13 protein-coding genes and 1 pseudogene are annotated in these 15,863 nt (G+C 73.7%); 4 read left to right on the top strand and 10 right to left on the bottom strand.

The genetic code is table 11. The annotated features are described in order from the left end of the window. Positions 1-17: 17 nt before the first annotated feature. Positions 18-1,676 (bottom strand): beta-1,3-glucanase family protein, encoded by a 1,659-nt coding sequence (locus OKX07_RS00345; protein WP_265629879.1) that lies wholly within the window; start codon positions 1,674-1,676, stop codon positions 18-20. 220 nt (positions 1,677-1,896) lie between these two features. Here OKX07_RS00345 and OKX07_RS00340 point away from each other — a divergent pair, with 220 nt between their 5' ends. Then, on the top strand, positions 1,897-3,048 hold the full coding sequence (locus OKX07_RS00340; RefSeq protein WP_265629878.1) for an AI-2E family transporter: 1,152 nt from the start codon (positions 1,897-1,899) through the stop codon (positions 3,046-3,048). A gap of 22 nt (positions 3,049-3,070) precedes the next feature. On the opposite strand, the gene OKX07_RS00335 is transcribed toward OKX07_RS00340, so the two are convergent. Further along, positions 3,071-3,742 carry a ThuA domain-containing protein gene (locus tag OKX07_RS00335; RefSeq protein ID WP_265629877.1) on the bottom strand — a complete coding sequence of 224 codons (672 nt, stop codon included), beginning with the start codon at positions 3,740-3,742 and terminating at the stop codon, positions 3,071-3,073. Positions 3,743-3,805: 63 nt separating this feature from the next. Between OKX07_RS00335 and OKX07_RS00330 the strand changes: the two genes are divergently transcribed. Beyond that, positions 3,806-4,192, top strand: a complete 387-nt coding sequence (locus OKX07_RS00330; protein WP_265629876.1) for a YchJ family protein — start codon at positions 3,806-3,808, stop codon at positions 4,190-4,192. A 23-nt stretch (positions 4,193-4,215) separates the two neighbouring features. Here the strand turns inward: OKX07_RS00330 and OKX07_RS00325 are convergent, their stop codons facing one another. From OKX07_RS00325 to OKX07_RS00315, 3 genes are all read right to left on the bottom strand, one after another. Next, positions 4,216-5,658 carry a Tat pathway signal sequence domain protein gene (locus OKX07_RS00325; protein WP_265629875.1) on the bottom strand — a complete coding sequence of 481 codons (1,443 nt, stop codon included), beginning with the start codon at positions 5,656-5,658 and terminating at the stop codon, positions 4,216-4,218. A 107-nt stretch (positions 5,659-5,765) separates the two neighbouring features. Beyond that, complete coding sequence (locus OKX07_RS00320) at positions 5,766-6,242, bottom strand: hypothetical protein (RefSeq protein ID WP_265629874.1); 477 nt, start codon at positions 6,240-6,242, stop codon at positions 5,766-5,768. A gap of 98 nt (positions 6,243-6,340) precedes the next feature. Continuing rightward, positions 6,341-7,012, bottom strand: a complete 672-nt coding sequence (locus OKX07_RS00315) for a hypothetical protein (protein ID WP_265629873.1) — start codon at positions 7,010-7,012, stop codon at positions 6,341-6,343. 181 nt (positions 7,013-7,193) lie between these two features. Between OKX07_RS00315 and OKX07_RS00310 the strand changes: the two genes are divergently transcribed. Next, on the top strand, positions 7,194-7,814 hold the full coding sequence (locus OKX07_RS00310) for a YigZ family protein (RefSeq protein WP_265629872.1): 621 nt from the start codon (positions 7,194-7,196) through the stop codon (positions 7,812-7,814). A gap of 10 nt (positions 7,815-7,824) precedes the next feature. On the opposite strand, the gene OKX07_RS00305 is transcribed toward OKX07_RS00310, so the two are convergent. From OKX07_RS00305 to OKX07_RS00285, 5 genes and pseudogenes are all read right to left on the bottom strand, one after another. Then, positions 7,825-9,471: an ABC-F family ATP-binding cassette domain-containing protein gene (locus OKX07_RS00305; RefSeq protein ID WP_265629871.1), complete on the bottom strand. Its 1,647-nt coding sequence runs from the start codon at positions 9,469-9,471 to the stop codon at positions 7,825-7,827. Positions 9,472-10,275: 804 nt separating this feature from the next. Next, positions 10,276-10,453 (bottom strand): annotated as a pseudogene (locus tag OKX07_RS00300) (ATP/GTP-binding protein); the annotation flags it as partial. A gap of 62 nt (positions 10,454-10,515) precedes the next feature. Continuing rightward, positions 10,516-10,974: an inner membrane protein YiaA gene (yiaA, locus tag OKX07_RS00295; RefSeq protein WP_265629870.1), complete on the bottom strand. Its 459-nt coding sequence runs from the start codon at positions 10,972-10,974 to the stop codon at positions 10,516-10,518. A 248-nt stretch (positions 10,975-11,222) separates the two neighbouring features. Continuing rightward, entirely contained in the window at positions 11,223-14,714 is a 3,492-nt protein-coding gene (locus OKX07_RS00290; RefSeq protein ID WP_265629869.1) for a choice-of-anchor I family protein, read from the bottom strand. Between the two features lie 190 nt (positions 14,715-14,904). Next, the gene (locus tag OKX07_RS00285; RefSeq protein WP_265629868.1) at positions 14,905-15,285 is read right to left on the bottom strand and encodes a hypothetical protein; all 381 of its coding nucleotides are present in this window, start codon (positions 15,283-15,285) and stop codon (positions 14,905-14,907) included. A gap of 38 nt (positions 15,286-15,323) precedes the next feature. Between OKX07_RS00285 and OKX07_RS00280 the strand changes: the two genes are divergently transcribed. Beyond that, positions 15,324-15,851 carry a PadR family transcriptional regulator gene (locus OKX07_RS00280; protein ID WP_265629867.1) on the top strand — a complete coding sequence of 176 codons (528 nt, stop codon included), beginning with the start codon at positions 15,324-15,326 and terminating at the stop codon, positions 15,849-15,851. Positions 15,852-15,863: the final 12 nt, after the last annotated feature.

The following is a 15,863-nucleotide window of genomic DNA, read 5'->3' as shown; positions in this document are numbered from 1 at the left end:
ACGTCAGCTGCTGCCCGTCAGCGCAGCGACCACTTCTGGTTGGGCGTGCCGCCGCACTGCCAGATCTGCAGCAGCGCGTCGTCGGCGCGGTTGAGGTCGACGATGTCGAGGCACTTGTCGGACTGCGGGTTCACCAGGTCGCCGGCGCCCGTGAGCACCCAGCGTTGCGCGGCGTTGCCGCTGCACGTCGCGATCTGCACGGGCGCGCCGTTGCCGGTCGCCCCCCACGCGACGTCGAGGCACTGGTTGCCCTGCGTGCGGACGGTGCCGCCGGTCAGCTCCCACCGCTGGTTGGTGCCGCCGTGGCAGCCCCACATGACGACCCGCGTGCCCGGCTCGAACCGCCAGTTGGGGACGTCGAGGCACTTGCCGTTGAGGCTGGACACGAGGGTCCGGCCGGTGACGGGGGTGCCGCCGGTGTCCCCGCCACCCGTCTCGCCGCCGCCGGTGCCCCCGCCGCCCGTGCCGCTCCCGCCGACGAACGGCGTGAGGTCGACGCGCGCCGAGCGCGGGTCGCCGTCGTGCACGAGGGACTCGAACGCGCCCACGTCGTCGAACGCGAAGGCGTACGCACGCCCGTCGACCATGGCGGCGTGGACGGCCTTGCCGTACTCGTTGACGGGGTTCGCACGGTAGAACTGCGACGCGTCGGTGACGGGCTCGAGCGTCGACGTGCCGAGCGTGCCGCGGAACAGCGCGGCGCACAGCGTGCGGGCGATGGGCCCGACGACCTGGTCGTTGGGCGCGTGCAGCGCGCCGTCGCAGCCCCAGACGTCGGCGGACGACGGGCGCGCGAACGACGCGACCTGCCGCCCTCCCGTGTCGGTGAAGACGAGCGACGTGCCGACGCTGCGGCCGGTGTAGCGCACGTCGGGGCGGTCGCCGAAGGGCGTGACCGTGAGGGTCCGCGACGTGTACGCGCCCCAGGCCGACGCGATGTACCCGTCGAGGAACGTCTTGCTCATGAGCCCCGCGGCGGCGGCCTTGCCCGGGGCGAGCACGCGCAGCACGGTCCCGTCGGCGCGCGTGACGACGCTGCCGGCCCACTCGGGGCGGGCGCGCAGGGCGTCGACGACGGCGGTGCGGCCGTTCGCGACGAGCTGCCCGGTGGTGCTCGTCCTGCCCGACGCGCCGGTGACGCTCACGGAGTGCGGCACGGCGAACATGTCGACCTGCGAGCTGTTGAGCCACAGCCCGGAGTCGTTGTAGGTGAACTCGCTCCAGTCGAACAGGATGTCGCGCGTCGGGTCGCCGCCCGCCCACGGCGCGGGCTGCACGAGCCCGTCGGGGGTGAGCGAGAACGGCAGCTTCTGCCCGAACGAGAAGTACATGCGCCCGGAGAACCCGCGCGGCACGCGGACCGTGGCCGTCCCCCCGTTCGAGGGTCCGGCGATCGACGCGTCGGGTGCGGGCGACGGCGGGTTGGCGCCGGCGGGCCAGGCGTGGAACGCGCCGCTGCCGTCGACCCAGCCCAGGCGGCCCGTCGCGAGGTTCGTGCCCAGGACGTACAGGTACACCTGCTCGGCGCGGCCGGACTGGTTGCCGACGACGATCGGCAACCGGTCGGGGCCGACCGCGACGGCCGGCGCGGCGGCGACGGCTCCCACGACGGCGCTGGTCGCCAGGGCCAGGGCGGCCGTCACGGCGGTGAGACGTCTGCTTCTGATGTGGCGCACGTGCGCTCCTCTCGCCCCCCGGCGGGATACGTACGGATTACTTACTTATCGGTCACCAACCCTGGCATGAGAGAACGATGAGGCGCGTCGCCCGATCGGATGAACCGGTCATACCGCCCACGCCACGGTCACGCCCACGCTCACCGCGCCACGCGACGGCTCTGCCCGTAGCGTCGGACACCACGGGCGCGCCGGGCACCCGGGACGACGGAGGACACCCATGGGCTGGTTCGGCAAGCGACCCGACGTGGCGCCCGTGCCCCCGCCCGCCCCGCCCGAGCCCCCTCGCAGCGCCACCCGCGCCCTGTGGGCCGACGGGTTCGGCCGCGCCGGCACCCGGTCGCTCCAGACGCTCGCGGTCCTGGCCGTCGTCGCCGTCGGGGTGCTGGCCGTCATGCAGCTGACCCTCGTCGTCATCCCCGTGCTCATCGCGCTCGTGCTCGCCGCAGCGATCAGCCCGCTGGTGTCGTGGCTGCGCCGCCGGGGCGTGCCCTCGCTGCTGGCCACCTGGATCGCGCTGCTGGCGCTGGTCGGCGTGCTCGCCCTCATCGTGTGGGGCGTCGTCCTCGCCGTCATCAACCAGTGGGACGAGCTCGCGGCATCCGCGTCCGACGGCCTGACCGAGCTCCAGTCCCTCATCGTGGGCCTGCCGTTCGAGATCACCGACGAGCAGATCACCGAGGCCCAGGAGGCCCTGCAGGGGCTGCTCGCGTCCGACACCGTCGGCGCCGGTGCGCTGGCCGGCCTGTCCGCGACGGCGAACTTCGTCACCGGCTTCTTCATCATGGTCGTCGTGCTGTTCTTCTTCCTCAAGGACGGCCCCAAGATCTGGGAGTTCCTGCTCCGGCCGTTCGAGGGCGAGCGCTACGAGCGCGGGCTGCGCGTGGGCGGCAGGACCGTGCAGACCCTCGGCGGGTACATCCGCGGCACCGCGATCATCGCCGCCGTCGACGCGATCGGCATCGGCATCGGCCTGGCGATCGTGGGCGTGCCCCTCGTGATCCCGCTGTCGGTCCTGGTGTTCCTGCTCGCGTTCATCCCCCTCGTCGGGGCGACCCTCGCAGGGACCCTCGCCGCGCTGGTCGCGCTCGTGTCGCTCGGGCCGGTCGAGGCGCTCGTCGTCCTCGCCATCGTCGTCGCCGTGAACCAGATCGAGGGCGACTTCCTGCAGCCCGTCGTGATGGGGCGCTCCCTGAGCCTGCACCCGCTGGTCATCCTGGTCGCCCTGACCATCGGCACCGTCCTGGCGGGCATCACCGGCGCCGTGCTCGCGGTGCCGATCGCCGCGTCCATCTGGGGTGCGGTGCAGGTGTGGGACGGCCCGAGCACACCCGCGCGGTTCGCGCGGCAGAAACGGCCCGAGACGGTCTGACGGGTCGGGCCGTCAGGCCCGCTCAGGTCATCGGCAGGCCGACGAGCCAACGCGCCTCGCGGCGCAGCAGCGCGCTCCTCGACGCCGACCCGTACGACGCCACGCCGTGACCCAGCCCGTCGTAGACGACGTTCCCGGCGGCGGTGACCCACACGACCGGGTGCGTCGTCGCGGCCTCGTCGTGCGAGACGAGCACCCGCACACCCGCGTCGACGACGAGGTCGGTGTACCGCTCGTCGTCGGCCACGAGCGCGCCCAGGCCGTCGGTCACGGGGTGCCCGGGCTGCACATCGAACGTCGCGAGCGCCAGGGGCGGGTGCCACGACGTGCCGTGCACCCACCGCCCACCGACGACGTCGACCCACCACGGGCTGTCCGCGAACGCCATGGTCGCCTGGTGCAGCGCCAGCACGGGCCCGCCCGCCGCGGCATGGTCCCGGACGCGCTCGTGGAACGGGCGCCACGCGGCGTCGTCCTCGTCCGCAGGGCCCTGACCTGCGTTGACGACGAGCAGGTCGGCGACGGCGAGGCCGTCGAGCGCCTCGGGGAAGGTGCTGCGCACGTCGGCGTCGAACCCGGCGGCGGTCAGCTCCCCGGCGATGCGGTGCGACGTCGCCGCGTGGTCGTGCCACGGGTCGCCGTAGCGGTCGCGACCGGTCAGGACCAGGGCACGCGGGGGCGTCGTCGTCGTCACCCGGCCACGCTACCCACGGGACGCGCCGACGACGGGACGTCGGCGCTGCGCGAGGATGGGTGCGTGACCCGGTGCCCCTGCTCCAGCGGCCTGCCCCTCGACGAGTGCTGCGCGCCCCTGCACCGGGGTGAGCGCACCGCCGGGACCGCCGAGCAGCTCATGCGGTCACGCTTCAGCGCGTACGCCGTCGGCGACGCGGCGTACCTGCTGCGCTCCTGGCACCCGTCGACGCGCCCCGCGGACCTCACGATCGACGACGACGTGCGCTGGCTCCGCCTCGACGTGCTCGCGACGTCCGGCGGCGGTGCGTTCGACACCACCGGCACCGTGGAGTTCGCGGCGCACTGGCGCAGCCCGGACGGCCGGGGGTCGATGCGCGAGGTCAGCAGCTTCACCCGTGGTGCCGACGGGTGGCAGTACGTCGACGGGCGCCTCGCGCCGCCCGGCTGAGCGCCGGCTCGCCGGGCCGCCCCTCAGCGCAGCCCGCCCCAGCGCATCGGGTTCGAGTGCGTCGAGGCGAGCAGGAACCACGACGTCGCGCCGACGTGCTGCACCTGGAAGTAGCCGAACCCGAAGCCGGAGTCCAGCAGGCTCGACGCCGCGACGACGCCCCCGCTGACCGGGTTGCCGCCGAGGTTCTGGCCGCCACCGAGCATGTCCTGCGCACGCCGCACCTGCTGCAGCAGGCTCTCGGCCTGCTGCCGGTCCCCGCGGCGGTCACGGTCGAGCAGCGACGTCGCGAGCTGCGCGGTGCCCTCGAGCCAGACGCCCTGCGGGTGCACGGTCACCCCGTTGTACTGGGCGGTGGACGTGAGCGACGCGCTGCTGAACGTGACACCCGAGAGTCGCGCGTCGTCGGGCAGCTGCGACGTCGCGTCCGCCGCGTCGTCCGTGACCGCGAGCGCCGTCGCGGCCCAGTCGAGCGCGCCGTCGTAGCGTCGCTCGCGGATCGCGAGCCGGCTCCACGTCGCGGGGTCCAGCGGGACGGGGTCGCGGTTGATCTCGACGCCGTCGTTCGTCCCCGTCCAGAACCAGCTGGAGCGCGGCTCCCACATCAGGTCGACGAACGCGAGCGCGTGCTCCGCGGCGTCGGTCCAGCGCCGGTCGCCGGTCGCCTTGCGCAGCATCGTGAAGAACGCGACGCAGTCGACGTTGTGCTCGGTCGAGCCGTTCGGCACGGGCACGTTGCCGCCGTCGACGCCGAACGAGAAGCCGCCGAGCGGGGCCGTCGACCACGTGTTCGTCGTGATCCACTCCCCGATGCGCCGCGCCGCGTCCAGGTACCGGGGGTCGCGCGTCGCGCGGAACAGCTGCAGCAGGGCGATGCCGGGCCACGCCATGTCGCCGACCGCGGTGCCGAGGAACCCGAACTGCCAGCCGATGTTCGCGTAGCCGTCGGCGCGGACGAACCCGTCGGGCTGCGGGTTGCCGTCGTAGAAGACGTACGGGCCGACGTTGTACCCCTGGCGCAGGCGGCCGTCGGCGTGGTCGGGGTCGTGGTCCTGCGCGAACACCAGCCCGTCGCCGATGATGCGGGCCGAGTCGACGCTGCTGCGCCGCCCGTCGCCCAGCAGCGCGCAGATCGCGAGCGCGTTGTCGTAGACGAACGCGGTGGAGAACAGGCCCAGCTCGTCGGTGTAGCTCTGCGCGAGGCGCGGACCGGTGTTGATCGTCGGGTAGGCGTCGGCGGCGGCGCGGACGAACGCGACGGCGGCGCGCTCGGCACCCGCCCGCCCGCCGTGGTGGTGCCCGGGTCCCGGCCGCACGACGGGCCGCGGTCCCCACGAGCGTCCGTCGTGGGCGGCGGCGGCCCCCGCCCCGGCGACGACGGCCGCGGTCGCCCCGGTCAGCGCGAGGAACGTGCGCCGTCCCAGGGCGTGCCGGGTGGTGGCGTGGATCTGCGGGTCGTCCGGCATCGCACGCTCCCGGGGGCTGGGATGGTCGCCACGACGCGGCGGACTCACCTCCAGGTTAGGGACGACGCGCTCCGGAGGGAAGCCGCATGCCCCCGGGGGGCGTGACCTCAGCGACGCCCGGGCGCGTCGGGGAAGTAGGTCGCGGCTGCGTTGAGCGCCCCGAAGACCAGCGCCGCCCGGGTGTGCGCGAACCGCACGCCGGCTGCTGCGCGCGCCTCGCCACGGCGGAACACCCACCGCTCACCGGCGACGGTCAGGACGACGGAGCCCACGATCACGGCCACGCCGGCCACGGCCAGCGCTGCTGCCCGGGCCGGGGAGCCGGTCGCGTCGGCGTCGGGCTCCGCGTCGTCGAGGACCGAGGTGTCCGGGGCGTCGGAGGCGTCGCGCCACGACGACCGCATCTCCTGCCAGGCCTCGCGGCCGCCGGGCGCGGACGCCGCGACGATGACGCCGGCGCAGGCCGCCTTGAGCCAGCCGCGGGCGGCGCGGGACGACGCGACGTCGGGGACGGCGTAGTACGCGGTCGTGGCCACGCCGGTCACCAGGGCGGTGAGTGCACGCGAGCTCGGGACGGTCGCCATGTCGGGCCTCCTGTGGTCGGACTGCCACGCTAGCCAGCGGGATCGCGACCGGGCATCGGTCGCGGGGACGACGCGGGTCGGTCGCAGGGCGGGTGTGCTCAGCCGCAGCCGTACCGGTCCCCGAAGGCGACCAGGTCGGCGTGGTTGACCAGGCCGTCGGTGCGGCCGCCGTTGTTGACGCCGTCCATCGTGAACCAGGCGCCCGTGTTGTTCAGGAAGTAGCGCGCCGCGTCGCGGAGCTCGATCGGCGAACTACCGTCCCGTACCCGGCGCAGATCCTCGAGGTCGATCAGGCCGTCGGCGGAGGGACGGGTGAACGAGCCGGTGTCGAAGAGGTACTCGTTGTGCAAGATGCGCTCGGTGTACGTGCGGTTCGCCGTGCAGTTCTCGCCGCAGCCGTGCTGGTTCCGGAATGCCTCCAGGTCGGACTGGTTGAGCAGGCCGTCCTGTCGGCCGCCGTTGTTGATGCTCTCCAGCCGGGCGAACTCGCCGGGGTTGTTGATGAAGTAGGTGGCGGCGTCGCGGACCTCGTTCGGCGCGTTGCTGTTCTGGACCCGGTGCAGGTCCTCCCGGTCGATCAGGCCGTCGGCCACCGGGCGGGTGTAGGCCCCGGTGTCGTAGAGGTACATGTTGTGCAGGATGGTGCTGGTGTGCGTTCTGTTCTCCCAGCACGACGCGGCGCTCGCCGGTCCGGCGGTGAGGACGAGGGTGGCGGCGACGGTCGCCACGGTGCCGATCGTGGCCACGGTGGCACGCAGAGCTTGACGCATGTCTCGCTGTCCTTTCGGAGGTGGTGGTGCGGCATTTCCGAAACTCAGCGTTTCTTGGTCGACGACCCCCGGTCAACCCCACGGAGAACCGTTTGGGCCCTTCGACCTCGGGGTGATCCCCGAGGCGTTTCCCCGCGCGCTGCGCTCCGAGCGCTTCGTCCGTGGGAGCCTGTGCTTCGCCATGACCTCGTACCTGACCATCGCCCGTGGCGGAGAGACGACCATCGAGGTCAAGCGCTCCCGCTTCCTCTGCTCGCTGCGCCGGGTCGAGCAGGAGACCGAGGCGCGGGCGATGGTCGAGGAGCTGCGCAGGGCCCACTGGGACGCGCGCCACCACTGCTCGGCCTTCGTCATCGGACCGGACGGGATGCTCCAACGCTCGTCCGACGACGGTGAGCCGTCCGGCACGGCCGGCGCCCCGATGCTCGAGGTGCTCCGGGGCCGCGGCGTCACCGACGTCGCGGCCGTGGTCACCCGCTGGTTCGGCGGCACCCTGCTGGGGGCGGGCGGCCTGGTCCGGGCGTACGGCGACGCGGTCGCCGCGGGGCTGGCGGAGGTCGGCACGCTGGAGCGGCGCCTGCTGCAGGAGTGGAGCCTGCGTCTCGACCACGCGGACGCCGGGCGGGTCGAGGGCGAGCTGCGCCTCCGGGGCGTCGAGGTGCTGGAGGCCGAGTACGCGCAGGACGTCCGCCTGCTGCTGGGCGTCACGGACCCGCAGGCGCTCGTGGCGAGCGTCGCGGCGCTCACGTCGGGCCGCGTCGTGCCGACCCGCGTCGGGGAGCGCTGGGTCGACCGCCCCTGACGTGGTCCGGTCAGTCCGGCTGCACCTCGCCGACCTGCCCGTCCTCCACGTGCCAGCGGCGCGTGAGCCGCACGGTGTCGAGCATCCGCCGGTCGTGCGTGACCAGCAGGATCGTGCCGTCGAACGACTCCATCGCCTGCTCGAGCTGCTCGATCGCGGGCAGGTCCAGGTGGTTGGTCGGCTCGTCGAGGACGAGCAGGTTGACGCCGCGGGCCTGCAGCAGCGCGAGCGCGGCGCGCGTGCGCTCCCCGGGGGACAACGACGAGGCGGGCCGTCCGACCTGGTGGCCCGCGAGGCCGAACTTGGCGAGCAGCGTGCGCACGTCCGCGGTCGTCCAGTCGGGCACCTCGCGCGCGAACGCGTCGCCGACGGGCACGTCGCCCTCGAACGCGGCGCGCGCCTGGTCGACCTCCCCGACCAGCACGCCCGGGCCGAGCGCGGCACTGCCCGCGTCGGGGATGGCGCGACCCAGCAGCAGCGCGAGCAGCGTCGACTTGCCCGAGCCGTTGGGGCCGGTGACCGCGACGCGGTCCTGCCAGTCGAGCTGCAGGTCCACGGGCCCGAGGACGAAGTCCCCGCGCCGCACGACGGCGGCCCGCGCGGTCGCGACGACGGCACCCGACCGCGGCGCCGTCGCGATGCTCATCTGCAGGCGCCACTCCTTGCGCGGCTCCTCCACGGTCTCGAGCCGCTCGATCATCTTGTCGGTCTGCCGGGCCTTCGCGGCCTGCTTCTCGGACGTCTCACCGCGGTGGTGCTTGACGTGCTTGTCGTTGTCGGTCGCCTTGCGGCGGGCGTTGCGGACGCCCTTCTCCATCCACGCGCGCTGCATGCGCGCGCGGCCGGCGAGCGCGTCGCGGCGCCCCGCGTAGTCCTCGAACGCCTCGCGCGCCTGCCGACGGGCCGTCGAGCGCTCGTCGAGGTACGCGTCGTACGAGCCGCCGTACGTCGCGACGCGCTGCAGGCTGCGGTCGATCTCGACGACGGACGTGACGGTCCGTGCGAGGAACTCGCGGTCGTGGCTGACGACGACGATCGGTGCCTGCGCGCGCTCGACGAACTCCTCGAGCCGGTCCAGGCCGTCGGCGTCGAGGTCGTTGGTCGGCTCGTCCAGCAGGTACAGGTCGAAGCGCGAGAGCAGCAGCGCCGCGAGGCCGACGCGCGCGGCCTGCCCGCCGGACAGCGCCGTCATCGGCAGGTCGAGGTCGACGGCGAGCCCGAGGTCGTCGGCGACGACGGCGAGCCGGGTGTCGAGGTCCGCGCCGCCGAGCGCCATCCAGCGCTCCAGCGCCTGGGTGAACACGTCCCCGGCGTCGGGCTCGTCGGCGGCGAGCGCGTCCGACGCGGCGTCCATCGCGCGCTGCGCGTCGTCCACCCCGGTGCGCCGCTCGAGGAACGTCCGCACGCTCTCGTCCGCGCGCCGCTCGACCTCCTGCACGAGGTACCCGACCTGCGCAGACGGCGGCGACAGCTGCACAGTCCCGGCCTCGGGAGGGCGCTGACCTGCGAGGATGCGCAGCAGCGTGGTCTTGCCGGCGCCGTTGGGGCCGACGAGGCCGACGACGTCCCCGGGCGCCACGACGAGGTCGAGGCCGGCGAACAGCTCGCGGTCGCCGAACGCGGCGGCCACGCCACGGGTCTGGAGGGTCGCGCTCATGGGGACATGATGCCGGTCGATGGGCGGGGGCTCGTTCTGTAGACGTAGTTACTACAACTACGTCTACAGGTCCGCCGGCAGGGGTCGGGTTCCCGTGCGCTCACGGCCGGGGCTCACAGCTAGGTGTCGAGATGCAGCGCAGATGGACCGCTCCGAGCGTCCTACTCTGACCGGCCACCCCTCCGCGGGAGCGGTTTGTCAAATTCCGCCGAGTGCTCGCGTGCCTTGCGGCAATCGAGGCCGATGCGGCCTCGAAAAGCCCGAACGCCCGCAAGTCGCGCGGCCGTGGCGCGCAGGCACAGCGCCCAAGCCTGGGTCGTGGGAGTCGGGGACCTTTCAGGCTTCGAGATTTGCTTGCCTGACGCACCGGCTGGATCTCGGCCCTGGGGCAATTGATATGCAAGAGTGCCGATGAGGCACGAATGACCGCAAGGATCCTTCGGGCCACCAGTTGCCCTACTGCTGCCGAGCGGCGCGCAACTCGTCAATGAGAACAGGGAGGTAGGTCCGGGCTGCGGCGATAAGATCAAGGTACGCCGCCGAGGCGGGACCACTGTCGCGCGTGACGTAGATATCCTCCCCTCGATCACCGTCGGGGCCAGTCATGATCATGTCCTCGCCCGATTCGTGATCACGACCTTCGGCGCTCGCCCTCCACGGTGGTGGATCGCAGCGTTCCGAGAGTTGCTGGAGCCATCTCAGGGTCTCCTCTGGGATCACCGTCAACCTACTTCCACGGGTTCTTCATCGTCGGGGTGAATAGGTCGCTCAGCGTCTCGGCCGAACGGCCACCGATCAGGCAATCATCGTGTGGGAGATCATCGCCATACCCACCCCGCGCTGGCGGGTCAGGCGGGTCAGGGCGTCGACCCGGTCGACCATGCCGCGCCCGGCGCGCTACAACTCGCTCGAAGATCGCGAAGTAGTGCCGCCGGGGCTCCGGGCCCGCGTTGGCGACGTTGACCGTCCCCAAGCCGGCCGATCAGCACGCCGCAGCGTGGCTGCCCCGTGACTCGCCGTGAGCGGGCCCGCCCGGCCCCGCCCTCACTTCCAGACGGTCGCGTGGACGTCCGGCTCGGCGGGCGGCTGCGGGGCCGCGGGTCCGGCGGCGGCGACGTCACGGATGTTCTTCTGCACGGCGACGACGGCGAACAGCGCCATCGTGTAGCCCAGCGCGTAGAACCCCTTCTCCGACAGGGTCAGCGTCGCGTTGACCAGGCCGACCGCCACCAGGACGAGGGAGACGATGACCATGCTCCACGACAGGCCGAGGAAGATGCTGGTCACGGGCACGCCCTCGGCGCGGTCACGGACCGACTTCTGCAGGGAGATCGCGGAGAACAGGCCCAGCAGCAGCAGGGTGCCGTAGAACCCCTTCTCCGACAGGAGCATGTCCGCGTTCCACAGCCCGATGGCGAACGAGCTGATGGCGATGAGCAGGGCCACCCACGACGCGCCGATGAACGCGGCGGTCGGACGGGCGGGGACGGGGTGCTGCGACATGGGGCGCTCCGGAGGTCGGGCTGCCGGCACCGTGCCAGCCGCGGGCACGATCGTCGGGGGCCCGAGGGCCCGGCCGCAAGCACCCGCCCCCCCATCCTCCGGCACCCAGCACGCCCCGACCGCTCCCCGACCCCGCACCACCCACCTGGCCCAACCCCACAGCCCCGCGGAAGTGGTCACGTAGGTGACCACTTCCGCGGGGCGAGCCGGCACGAGTGACCACTTCCGGCCACCCGCGCCCGGCGGGGTCAGTCCGTCGCCGGGCGGGTTCGGCGGAGGCGGGATCGTGTTGCCAGGAGGGCGGCCCCTGCGCCCAGCAGGCCCAGACCCGCCAGCAGGCCGAGCGCGACGTCGGTGCCCGTGTCGGAGAGCCGCGCGGCGGCCGCCCCGGGGACCGGACGGGCACCCGGCTGCGCGGGCTGGACGCCCGGCCCCGGGACGACACCCGGCACAGCCGCCAGCGGCACGGCCCGACCGAGCGCGGCGGGCGACACCGGGCTGTTGGCGCGGACGTACGCGACGGACGCCGCGAGGTCGACCTGCCCGGAGTCGACGCGCGCGGCGCCGTCCGCGAGCGCCGTGAAGCCGTCGCCCCCCGCCGCGAGGAACGAGTTCGCCGCGACGCGGTAGGTGGCCGCCGGGTCGACGAGCCGGTCGTCGATCCGCACCGAGACGACCCGCTGCCCGACCGGCGCGGACTCGTCGTACACGTAGGTGACGTTCGCGGAGAGCCCGAGGTGCAGGCGGGCGCGCGGCGCGGCGGCCGTGCCCCACTGCTGCTCGAGGAGCGCGGCGACCTGCGCGCCGGTGAGGTCGACGACGACCAGCGTGTTGGCGAACGGCTGGACGTCGGCGACGGCGCGGTACGTGACGTTGCCGTCCTCCTCCGCGATCAGGTCCGCGCGCAGGCCGCCCGGGTTCATGACGGCAAGGTCGGCCGGCGGGCCGCTGTAGGCGGGGTTGGCGGTGCTCGTCGCCCACAGGTGCATGTCGGCGACGAGGTTGCCGAGCGGCGACTCCAGCCCGCGGTCGACCTCACCGGCGGCGTTCCGCGCCCGCAGGACGTCGGCCGTCAGCTTCCCGACGACCTCGGAGCCCAGCTCCTCGGAGTCCGCGACGGCCCGGTCGACGATCTCCTGGACCGCGGGGTCCGCCGGGTAGGCGGGGGCACCGGCGACGACCATCGGCAGCAGGTCCTGCGTGGCGGCGACGACCTGGTCCGCCGCCGGGTCGTACGTGAGCTCGACGCGCGCCAGGTGCGAGCCGTACTGGCCGCCCTGCACGACGGGCCGCGGCACGTCGCTGCCCTCGACCGGGAACGCGCACGCGTAGGTGCGGTGCGTGTGGGCCGAGAAGATCGCGTCGACGTCGGCGGACGTGTCGCGCACGACGCGCCCGAAGTCGCTCGCCTCCGTGCCGACCGTCGTGCAGTCGCTCACGGCGGAGCCGTCGTGCACGAGGGCGACGGTGACGTCGGCCAGGTCCTGCGCCTCGACCTGCGCCGCGACGCGGTCGAGCGCGGCGACGGGGTCGCCGAACTCGACATCCGCGACGCCGTCCGGGGAGACCAGCGTGGGCGTCTGCGCGGTGACGACGCCGACGAACGCGACGCGGACGCCGGAGCGCTCCACGACCTCGTACTCCGGCAGCACCGGCTCCGTCGTGCCCCGCGCGTAGACGTTCGCCCCCAGGAAGGGGAAGTCGGCGAGCGGCTGCACCCGGTCGGTGAGGTCGTCGACGCCCTGGTCGAACTCGTGGTTGCCGACGGCCGAGACGTCCAGGCCCGCGGCGTTGAGCACGTCGATCGTCGGGACGTCCTGCGCGACGGCCGACGGGAAGGTCGTCCCGCCGATGTTGTCGCCCGCGGACACGAACACCGTGTCGGGGTTCTCGCCGCGCAGCTGCTGCACCGCCCCGGACAGGACCGCCGCACCGGCGACACCGCCGCGCAGGTCCGGCTCGAGGCGCCCGTGGAAGTCGTTGATGCCGAGCAGCTGCAGCTCGACGAGCTCGTCGTCCGCGGGGGCGTCGGTCTCGACGGCGAACAGGGTCGTCGTCCCCGAGACCTCGTTGCCGACGGCGAGCATCGGCTCACCCGTCGGGGAGTCCGCCGCCGGGACGAACGTGATGGACTCGGGCCCGAGGTCGCCGGCCGCGGCCAGGTCGCCGCCGTCCTCGACGGACACCGAGAAGTCGCGGTTGTTGACGTAGCTGACGAAGGTCGCGTCGCGCGGGTCGGTGACGTCGTAGACGGCCACGCCGCCGACGCGCTCGAACCCGACGAACGCGTACGTGCGCCCGTCGACCTCACCGATCGTGACGGCCTCCGGCTCGGGGCCCTTGTCGTCGCTGCGGCCCTCGAGGTTCGACTCGCTGTGGTTCGAGTTCACGAAGTCCGGCGCCGCGGCCTCGGTGACGTCCTCGAACGAGGACCCCGAGTCCCAGACCTGCGTGCCGTCGGTCGTCCAGATCGAGAAGGACCGCGAGCCGAAGGCGTACAGCTCCTCGTAGCAGGAGCCGTCGGCGGCCAGGCCGGACGCGGTCGAGACGTTGAGACGCCCGAGGTCCGCGTCGCCCGTGAGGCCGGCGAGCGGCTCGCAGACCGGCGCGAGGCCGTCGTCGCCGAGGTCCTTCACGCGCGCGGGCTCGGCGTAGTCGCCCCACTCGCGGGCGTCGCCCTCGTTCGCGGTGACGAGGTAGGTGACGCCGTCGGCCTCGTAGGACGTGATCGAGTCCGGCTGGTACAGGCCGCGCAGGCCGTCGTACGTGCGCGGGGAGAAGCCGCCGTCACGGTCCGACGGGTCGAGCGGGACGACGGAGTGGTCCTGCGTGCCGAGCGCGCGGATGCCCGTGACCGTGGCGGTGGCGAGGTCGACGGTCGCGAGCGCGCTCGCCTCCTGCAGGGTCACGTAGGCGGTGCCGCCCACGACCGTCACGTACTCCGGCTCGAGGTTGAGCGACGGGAGCAGCGCGGGCGTCCCGGGGCCGGTGGGTCCGAAGACGCGGACGCCGTCGGGCAGCGCACCGGGTGCGTCGTACGCGTCGAAGCCCGCCGTGCTGACGGCCTCCTGGCTGGGTGCGGCCACGCCGGACGGCAGGGCCACGACGCTCACCGACCCGGCCGGGTCGCTGCTGTAGTCGTCGGCGGGCTCGGCCTCGTCGGCCGTCACGGCCCACGCACCGTCGGGCGCGACGACCACGCGGTCGGGCTGCGCGCCGACGCGCACCGCACCGAGCACGTCGAGCGACACGGCGTCGAGGAACGCGACCCAGCCGCGCTCGGTCTTCGTCGCGTGCTCGACCGCGACGACCACGAGCCCGTCCGCGCGCACGTCGACGGAGTTCACCGAGGCCCCCTCGGGCACCGTGTCGCCCAGCGCGTCCACGATGCCGGCGACGCCGATCGTCCCGACCTTCGTGGGCGCGGACGGGTCCGAGGCGTCGAGGACGTCGACCTCGCCCGACTCCGCGTTGACGACGAACAGCCGCTGCGTGCCCGCGTGGAAGACCACGATCTCCGCGGCCGACGCGTCGAACACGCCCGTCTCGTAGGTGCCGAGCGGTGCGAGCGTGAGCGCCGCGTCCGTGGCGTCGTAGCGCACCGGTTCTGCGACGAGGTTCGCCGACGCGGGTGCCAGCAGCGCGGGGACGAGGCCCGCGCCCAGCAGCGTCGTCAGGGCGACGGTCGCGGCCCCACGTCGGTACCGGGCACGGGGGGCTTGCGGGCGGTGCTCGCTCACGGGGGTCCTTCCTCACGGGCGCCGGCGGGCCGGCAAGTCGGAGGGGACGCTAGGCGGGTGCCGCGACGGGACGACGAGCGCGGGACGTCGGGGTGGTGAACGACGGGTGACGTCGTCCCGGGCCGCGGGCAGACGGGTGACACGGGCCGCACCGTCCACCCGGACAGGTGACCAGCTGCGGGGACGCGCCTCAGGCGGACGTCGCGACGACCAGCGCGCAGGCCGCCAGGACGAGGCACGTCGGCGTCATGACGAGGGCCTCGCGGCGGCTGCGGGACAGGGCGTTCGTCGGCGCCCCCAGCACCAGGTAGCCGAGCAGGACCCACGTCCCGACGCGCGCGACGGTGTCCGGCAGGACGTCCGTGAGGCCCGCGCGGTCGAGCAGGAGCAGCGCGAAGCCGGCGTAGAGCAGGACCGAGGCCGCGCTGGCGATGCGCAGCCCGCGCGGCAGGACGTCGTGCCCGCCGCCCCAGACGTACCGCCCGAGGGGCGCGCCGGCGGCGAGCAGCACCTGCAGCACCGCGAGCGCGCCCAGGAGCACCAGGGCGACGACGACGGCGAGCTGGGTCATGCGATGAGCGTCGTATATCTGTCAGATAGAGTCAAGCCATGCCGCGTCCCCGCGCCCAGACCGAGCTCGCCGTCCTCGGCGCCCTCGCGCTGGCCCCCATGTCCGGCTACCGCCTGCGCCAGGAGATCCTCGAGACGCTCGGCCACTTCTGGACCGAGAGCTACGGGCAGATCTACCCCACGCTCGCGCGCCTCGAGGCCGGCGGCCTGGTCCGCCGCGACGACGAGGGACGGTTCGCGATCACCCCCGACGGGCTCACCCGCCTGCGGGAGGAGCTGCGCACCCCGCCCGAGACCGCGCCACCGCGCGACGGGGTGCTGCTGCGCGTGTTCCTCGGACGGCAGCTCGGCCGGCAGGGGGCCCTGGACCTGCTCGCGTCGACCGAGCGGGACGTCCGCGAGCGCCTCGCCGGGCTCGCGGCGATCCGCGCCGCCCTCGACACCGACGACCCGGACGAGCGCTGGGCGCTGCTCACCCTCGACGCGGGCGAGCTGCGCGGCCGCGCGACGCTGGAGTGGATCCAGACGTCCCGGGCGCGGATCGCGTCGTGGGACGACGCGTCCTGAGGTCCGCCAGGG

It is taken from the genome of Cellulomonas sp. S1-8, assembly GCF_026184235.1.
Classification (GTDB): Bacteria; Actinomycetota; Actinomycetes; order Actinomycetales; family Cellulomonadaceae; genus Cellulomonas.
Note: the sequence above shows the minus strand (reverse complement) of the source record. Positions and strands in the feature narration are given on the sequence as shown.